The organism is Microvirga sp. GN3 (assembly GCF_055792825.1).
Window position 1 is genome coordinate 1 of sequence record NZ_JBVVAK010000261.1, and the last position, 7104, is coordinate 7104.

The 7104-nt window shown below is 61.4% G+C and carries 7 protein-coding genes and 1 pseudogene; 5 read left to right on the forward strand and 3 right to left on the reverse strand.

The window, feature by feature from the left end; genetic code table 11:
• The first annotated feature begins 232 nt into the window (after positions 1-232).
• A pseudogene (locus tag ACS5Q1_RS45580) lies at positions 233-942 on the forward strand (IS6 family transposase).
• Positions 943-1528: 586 nt separating this feature from the next.
• On the opposite strand, the gene ACS5Q1_RS45585 reads toward ACS5Q1_RS45580, so the two are convergent.
• The 3 genes from ACS5Q1_RS45585 to ACS5Q1_RS45595 all read right to left on the reverse strand — a co-directional run bounded on the left by ACS5Q1_RS45585 (position 1529) and on the right by ACS5Q1_RS45595 (position 3501).
• Positions 1529-1693, reverse strand: a complete 165-nt coding sequence (locus tag ACS5Q1_RS45585; RefSeq protein WP_473104403.1) for a hypothetical protein — start codon at positions 1691-1693, stop codon at positions 1529-1531.
• Between the two features lie 203 nt (positions 1694-1896).
• On the reverse strand, positions 1897-2814 hold the full coding sequence (locus ACS5Q1_RS45590; RefSeq protein WP_473104404.1) for an amidoligase family protein: 918 nt from the start codon (positions 2812-2814) through the stop codon (positions 1897-1899).
• A gap of 168 nt (positions 2815-2982) precedes the next feature.
• Positions 2983-3501, reverse strand: coding sequence for a DUF1612 domain-containing protein (locus ACS5Q1_RS45595; RefSeq protein WP_473104405.1), 519 nt, complete (start codon positions 3499-3501; stop codon positions 2983-2985).
• 365 nt (positions 3502-3866) lie between these two features.
• Between ACS5Q1_RS45595 and ACS5Q1_RS45600 the strand changes: the two genes are divergently transcribed.
• The 4 genes from ACS5Q1_RS45600 (at position 3867) to ACS5Q1_RS45615 (ending at position 6137) form a co-directional block, all read left to right on the forward strand.
• On the forward strand, positions 3867-4163 hold the full coding sequence (locus ACS5Q1_RS45600; protein ID WP_473104406.1) for a hypothetical protein: 297 nt from the start codon (positions 3867-3869) through the stop codon (positions 4161-4163).
• 489 nt (positions 4164-4652) lie between these two features.
• Positions 4653-4850, forward strand: a complete 198-nt coding sequence (locus ACS5Q1_RS45605; protein WP_473104407.1) for a type II toxin-antitoxin system VapB family antitoxin — start codon at positions 4653-4655, stop codon at positions 4848-4850.
• Positions 4847-5215, forward strand: a complete 369-nt coding sequence (locus ACS5Q1_RS45610; RefSeq protein WP_473104408.1) for a type II toxin-antitoxin system VapC family toxin — start codon at positions 4847-4849, stop codon at positions 5213-5215. The genes ACS5Q1_RS45605 and ACS5Q1_RS45610 overlap by 4 nt, the downstream gene beginning before the upstream one ends.
• A gap of 10 nt (positions 5216-5225) precedes the next feature.
• The gene (locus ACS5Q1_RS45615; RefSeq protein WP_473104409.1) at positions 5226-6137 is read left to right on the forward strand and encodes a recombinase family protein; all 912 of its coding nucleotides are present in this window, start codon (positions 5226-5228) and stop codon (positions 6135-6137) included.
• Positions 6138-7104 lie beyond the last annotated feature (967 nt).

Sequence of the window (7104 nt, forward strand, 5' to 3'; positions counted from 1 at the left end):
GCCAGCTCCCCTCGGGTTGTTGCATGTCCCGCCTCCGCTAGGTTCCACTCAACTGGAGGACACGCAGACCAAAACTAAAACTGATGAATCAGCTCTTGACTTAAACAGCCCCATACAAGCTCTGTACCGAGGAACAGGAAATTGCCAAGCCCGAGGGGGCAAGAAAATAGATGAGGCGAAAAGGCACCGTCAATTTAACCAGTGAGTGACCAGGACGAAGCATAAATGAGGTATGAAGAAGACCCGTCACGTTCGCTACGCTCGCCACCGCTTTCCGCCTGAAGTGATCAGCTGTGCCGTGTAGTTGTACTTCCGGTTTCCGCGGAGCCTGCGCATGATTGAGGAGATGCTGGCCGCCCGAGGCATCCTGGTCAGCCATGAGACGGTGCGGCAGTGGGCGCTGAAGTTCGGCCAGAGTTTCGCCAACCAGATCCGCCACCGTCTTCCGGCAGCCGGAGACAAATGGCATCTCGATGAGGTTGCGATCAGCATGGCCGGCCAGAAGCATTGGTTGTGGCCGGCGTGGACCGACATGGGGCTGTGCTCGACATCCTCGTCCAGAGCCGGCGGAATGCCACAGCGGCCCGGCGCTTGCTGCGCAAACTCCTCAAGAAGCAAGGCATCGCACCACGTGTGATGATCACGGACCAGCTGGCCCGCGACGGTGCGGCCAAGTGCGAGATCATGCCCAGCATCGAACATCGCCAGCACCGGGGCTCAAACAACCGAGCCGAAAACAGCCATCAGTCGACCCGACGACGGGAGCGTGTCATGAAACGCTTCAAATCTGCAAGGCAGGCCCAGCGCTTCCTCTCGGTCCACGAGCAGGTTGCCAACTTCTTCCGCCCTCCCGCCAACATCAACGCCGCTGAGCATCGCACGTCTCGGGCTCAAGCCTTCCGGGTTTGGAACGGAGTGACTGGCGTTGCCGCTGGCTTCTGATCCGACGGCCGGTGATAGGCCAACCTATCCCACCTCGTTAAGCTGACGATGCCATCCTACGTGTGCGCCTGGGAGCTATTCTGTGCGTCTGTGCGCAGCCACGCGAGGGAGGAGGTACGAGGGAAACCTGTCCGTTGCCAGTGAGGGTACCTCTCGCATGGGCGACCCCAAAATTCCGATCGTAGCGCTAGCGCTGTGCCATTGTATGGCCACGCTGAGCCTTCAGCATTTACTCATTGTTAAGCAACACGATTGCACGACTGGAATGCTGTGAGATGTTTGAGGACCTGAAGTCTGTTGCCGTACCACTGAGTGCAGCCGCCGCGCTGACAGCAGTGGGTGTGCTAATTGCCGTCACTGCCGGGATAGCTTTTTAATCGACCGAGGCGGAAGGACAAATCGCCAACTCCACTTCGCGTAAGCTTTCGGACGACCCCAAGTGGCTTCTTACCGAGTGCCTGTGCGCCCATAAGCTATTCCCGCGTTTGGCCACGCGAGGCGGAGTAGCTGATGGGTAGAGATCGATGGTGGGCCTGTCAGCACAGGATCCGGATTTCGCTGTCGATCGCCCGTCGGCGGCTTCCCATCAGCGTTCCTCCGGCGGCTTGATCGCCGAGAACTGCCGCAGCAGCGTCAGATCGTAGGCCGCCTTCAGGGTGCCAGCAAGAACGAGCGGCCAGCCGAACGGTGACACCGTCAGCAGCCAACTGGACAGGAGTGGCGCAACCGCCGATGCGAGGCTGCGAGGCACGGCGGTGACGCTCGCGGCGGCGGGCCTCTCCTCCGGCCGGACCACCGCCACGGTACATTATTGAACACATTGGACCGGCCCTCCGAAATCGCTTGGGGAATGACCTGCTCATTCCGGTGCCCAGGGAGGTGCTCAAGATGCTGGAGATGGCAGATCAGGGCGGTGCACCGACACTTCTGGAGCGGAAACCGCAAACCTAAAAATTAGGCTGGCATGGTTTTGCCTATCATGCGCAGCGATACCGGATCGGACGCGAGCCTTTCCACGCTCAGCCAGCGCTCCCAGTCCGGCATGATGCTCCAGGCAGGATCGCTCAGATGGGCCTGCGGCAGCCGGTAGTGAAACACCGGCCGGGATCCGATCTTCTCATGCGGCAGAACCGAGCGCACCCGCTCCTCATCGACGTGGGCCAGCAGCGGCAGCAGATCGAGCGCCCGCCTCCGGGTCGGGTTCGCAGCGAGATAGTCTGTCGTCAGCTGCGCTAGGTCGGGCCAGTAATCTGGGTTGAGCACGCGCTGCTTGTAGGCTTGCGGGTAATCCGGCGGAAGGGCGAGAGCATGACGAAAGCTCCCATGTGCAATCTCCTCTCGGAGACGGTCGCTGACGAGGAGAAAGGCCTTGAGGAAGGCCGTCACTGTGGCTGCATCAAGACGCGGTGGATCGATGTTGAAGTGGAGCCCGAGCGAGTCCCAGAGCACGGCCCCACGACCGTAGGCCCCCGCAGCCTGCAAGCTATGGACGACCGTGTCCACCTCCGGCAGCCGGGCGATGGGGAGCGGGGCGGTGATCAGCTCCCGCGGGACGAAAGGCGAGGCTAATGTGCCGAGCCATGCCGCCACGCGGCGATCCAGCCTCAGACCGAGCTCCGGATGCCGGTCAGGATGAACATGCCGCAGGTCAGTTTCGATCAACAGGTCGCCAAGACGGCTGCCGGTGACCTTGAAGGCATGCGGATCGACCGGTTCACCGGTTCCACCCAGATCTTGCGCAACGGCCTCGGCCGCAATCTGAGCGCTCGGGCCCAGGAATTCGATCTCGACACCGACGCGCCGCAACGAGCCGTCGGCCGCAATCAGAGGGGGAGAGCGGAGCGCTTCAGGCTCGATAGCAATGTCGTTCATCACCGCCAGACATGGGAACGATGGAGCCTGACCTCAATGAACGACCCTCGAGCTCCCCATATCCTGAGAACTGCTGATCCAGGCGGGGTGAAATCTCACTTGGATGCATTTGCACTCACGGGCTGAGGATGCAGGGAGGATCTATGCCTTACACGATGTTCCATGCCCTTAGCGGGTGCGACCGGTGAGTTCGCGCGGCAGCGCACCTCCGAGCTGCGCCAGCATGAGGTCGACGGCCTTGGGCGTGACCTGCAACAGCTTGGCCGCGAGTGGCCCCGTCACCAGCGGCCGCGACAGGAACAGCTCGACCAGCTGCGGCAGTTTGGAATTGCTGCGGGTCTTCGCCGTCACTCGGCTCATCAGCTCGCGGGCGAGGATCAGCAGCTCGCGGGCGAGGATCAGCCGGTCGAGATCCTTGGCGGCGATCGCCAGCGCCTCCTCGAGCACTCGACAGAAGCCCTCGAGCTTCTCGCGAGCCCCTTCCCGGCCCTGCGGCCGGAACTTCGACTGCTTGAACCTAGCCGCGAGCGGCAGCAGGTAGTTCGTCAGGCCTCGCGCTCGCAGGATGGATGCTGCCATGATCAGCCCGAGCCAGGGCAGGCGGGTGTAGAGGTTGAGATCGAGCCAGGCCTGCCAAGCCACCGCGGCCGCAGCCATGGCTGGCCAGTGGCTGGTGCGCTGGACCACGTCGAGCCACAGATCCTCGGCCTCCGCCTCATCCTGATCCGGATCCGGATCCTAGACGAGGTGCGAGCGGCTCTTGCGCAGGGGGTCTCGCCGGCGAGCACCTTGCTGGTGCGGTCCAAGAGAGCATCGATCTCGGCAATGTGCGCAGCCCACGGATCGGCATCGTTGGCAAAGGGCGGGTAAGCTTCCTCACTATCTGGATTGGGCCGTCTGCCCTTGGCTCGGAACGGCTCCTCCCCCGCCACTCCGCCGATGCCGCGTAGGGCTGTCAGCCCGTCGATCGACAGCGGCCAAGGGGCTTTGGTTGCGAGGGCTGTCCGCCGCGCGCGCAAAGCGGCGGCTGCGCGGGTGAGCTCGCGGGTGGGATGGCGCACGTCCATGCCGGCATCGTGCAGCACCAAGTCGCCGACATCGACGAGGTGGCCGTCGAGGATGACCGCCCGCACCGCCTCGGTCATATCGCAGCGCGACTGCCAACCGGCGGCGAGACCCGAGGCCTCGAGCCGGGCATCAAAGCGGAGAATGCTGATCGTGATCGTCTCCGGCCGTCCGGCGATCACTTCCCACGGCAGCTCCGGCAGCGCGTAGGGGCGGGGGATCAGGCGCTCGTCTCGAAGTCCCCTGCCCTGCTCCCGAAAGCCACGCTTGCGCCCTCATGCTAAGTTATTGATCGTCGACGGTTTAGCTTGGAAGAGAGAAGCGAAGCAAGGCTTCGATACGTCATGATGTGAGCCAAGTCGACATTCGGCGAGACGACAGCCGCAGCGAGTGAGAACGCTGCTGCCGGCGAACGGTCCCGGAGCTTCAAAGCGGCTGATACGGGCCCGGAACGGAGATAGAAGTCCTTGTTTCTTAAGCCATTTTTGCCGGTCTGAGAGAAGCCCTCCCCTCGCCGGCTGGTTAACGAATTGGCCTAAAAGACGTCTTCAAACGGTCCGTTGCTAGTGATAAGCAAAAGTGTACAATTACGGCTAGGTCAGGATCCTGTTTCAGCTTAAATTCCTATCGTACGGTTGATTTCAAAAGATAATGCAACGGGACTGGGTATATCTCATTCCCAGCAACCTAGTCGCGATGCAACAAACCGTGTAGCAGCATAGTTGTCGGCATCACATGATGTTATTTTTGATGCCTATAGTGGAGACAGTGCTGTGAGAACAACCATCGCTATCGACGACGAACTCGTTGCCAAAGCGCAGGCACTCACGGGCCTGCAGGAGAAGTCGGCCTTGGTTCGCGAAGCATTGAAGGCTTTGATAGAGCGGGAGAGTGCCCGAAGGCTCGCCCGCCTAGGCGGCACTGAGCCTGATCTTAAGCCAATCCCGCGCCGGCAGGCGGATCCCAAGTGATCATTGTCGATACTTCGGTGTGGATCGACCACTTGAAGAGTGGCGATGCTGTGTTGGCAGATCTCCTGGGGGCTGGGCATATACTGGCGCATTCGTTTGTCACGGGTGAACTTGCCCTGGGCAGCCTGCGCCAGCGCGGAGCTGTGCTCGAGTCCCTAAGAGACCTGCCGCAGGCTATTGTCGCCCGGGATGATGAGGTCATGATATTGATTGAGCGGGAGCAACTCTACGGACGTGGGATTGGCTTTGTCGATGCGCACCTTCTGGCCGCGGCGAGGCTCACGTCAGGGTCCCTGGTGTGGACCCGGGATCGGCGGTTGCGGCAGGCTGCTACGCAACTGGGGCTTTCTGCAGAGCTTAGCTGACCAACGCAGCATGATACCCCCCTCCCCTTCCAGGAAGCGCCTGATTGGCTACGCCCGCGTGTCCACCGAGGATCAGGTGCACGATGCCCAACTCGACGAGTTGCGTGCCGCGGGCTGTGCTGAAATCCACCAGGAGCATGGCTCCGGGGCAAGCCGGGCGCGGCCAGTGCTGGCACGGTTGATGCGCGAGATCAAGCCGGGAGAGGTGCTGGTCGTTGTACGTCTGGACCGCTTAGCCCGCTCTGTGGGCCACCTTCTTGAGGTGATCGAGGCCCTTGAGACGAAGAAGGCCCATTTCCGCTCTATCCGGGATCCGATCGACACCTCGACGCCGCAAGGCATGTTCTCCCTGCAAGTGCTTGGCGCGGTCGCGCAGCTGGAGCGCTCTCTCATCTCGGAGCGCACCAAGGCCGGCATCAAGGCTGCCAAGGCGCGAGGCAAGAAGCCCGGGAATCCGGGGATGCGTGAACGCCAGCCGGAGGCCATCCGAAAGATCGCCGTCGCCCGGGAGAAGGTCTATCTCGATGAGCTGATCACCGGTGCTGACCAATGGATGCCGACGGTTCAGCGCATGCGCCCCCAGCACCCTTGGGACGATGTCGTTCGGGTTCTTGCCGACAGCGGGCAGTCGTGGACTGTGGCCCGGCTGCGCCGCGCTGTCGGCAAGCTCGTCTCACAGCATATGGCGAACCCTGCCCTCCTCCGCCCTGCCCCACGCAAGAACCCAAAGGACCGCCTCATGACGCTGATTGCCGGCATCGCCATGACCGACCCAAGTCTCTCGCTGCGGGATATCGGCGCGCAGCTGGAGCGCATGCGGGAGCGCACTCCGCGTGGCGGCCTCACATGGTCAGCCTCCTCCGTGAAGAAGCAACTCGACCGGGCGCGAAAGGTTGGGCTGGCACTGCCAAAGCCCGGCTAAGACATCGTCCCGGTGCCTCGCTGAGAGATGGAGATCTCAAAGGAAGAGGGGCAGCGGGTAACACCAGCAGGGATTGGATAAAGGCTCTGCGTTTCATAGTGCCTCATGCTCTATGATCGGGTGCCGCCACTCACCTGAACCTCGTGCTGGACGGACAGTGAACCTAGGCAAGATCAGCACCCAGGCAGGTAGTCGATCGGATACTATGATGTCCGCTGGTAAAGCTCTTTCTTCAGTCGAGCTGGGTGACGTCGCCCCGCCTCTGCTTTCGGCGCAGCCAAGTTTGGGGGCTTCGGTCCGCGCCATCTGACAATAGTGATCCCGGCTCATTTGAGGATCAGTGCTACATCACCAAACAGACTCTTCTTAATCGAGGGCACATAAAGCGAGCCCATGTGGACCTCGGGATCGCAGCCGTCGAGGATCAAGTACTGGATCTATTCGTCGGGGGGCCCTAAGTCTCGCGCGTTCCCTTGCAACGCTCCAATTCAGGCCGAAATCGAAGGCAACATTACGGATTCGATTTGTTGAAGAACGGGCGGTCGCGCGTGAACCCTGAGAGTTGCCCGCGGGCAACTCGAACCTCTCCGCAAGAGCAAACGCTATCGCGGAGGCCGACCGGACGAAGCCCGATATCCCCAATCGGGGAAGACGGGGGATTTGCGGACTTGTCCGACTAAGCCCACAGAACGAACCTAACCTACGCATGCTAAGCGCTTTCGTCGGCTTAAGGTGTCGCCCGCCAAGAGACACATGGGCCTCGACGTTCAGAGGACAGAGACCCCATCGATGCGGGCCTAGAAGACTCAACGCTGAACAAGCACATATCTGCAATCATGGCATTAGAGCATCGGACTGAAAGGTAGATTCAAGAGGTTTCGGTCTGGACTGAAGTGTGATTCCCTTCCGAGAACAGGAGGTGGATCATGACCCAGAGCTTCTCCTTGGATCTGCGCGTGCGGGTTGC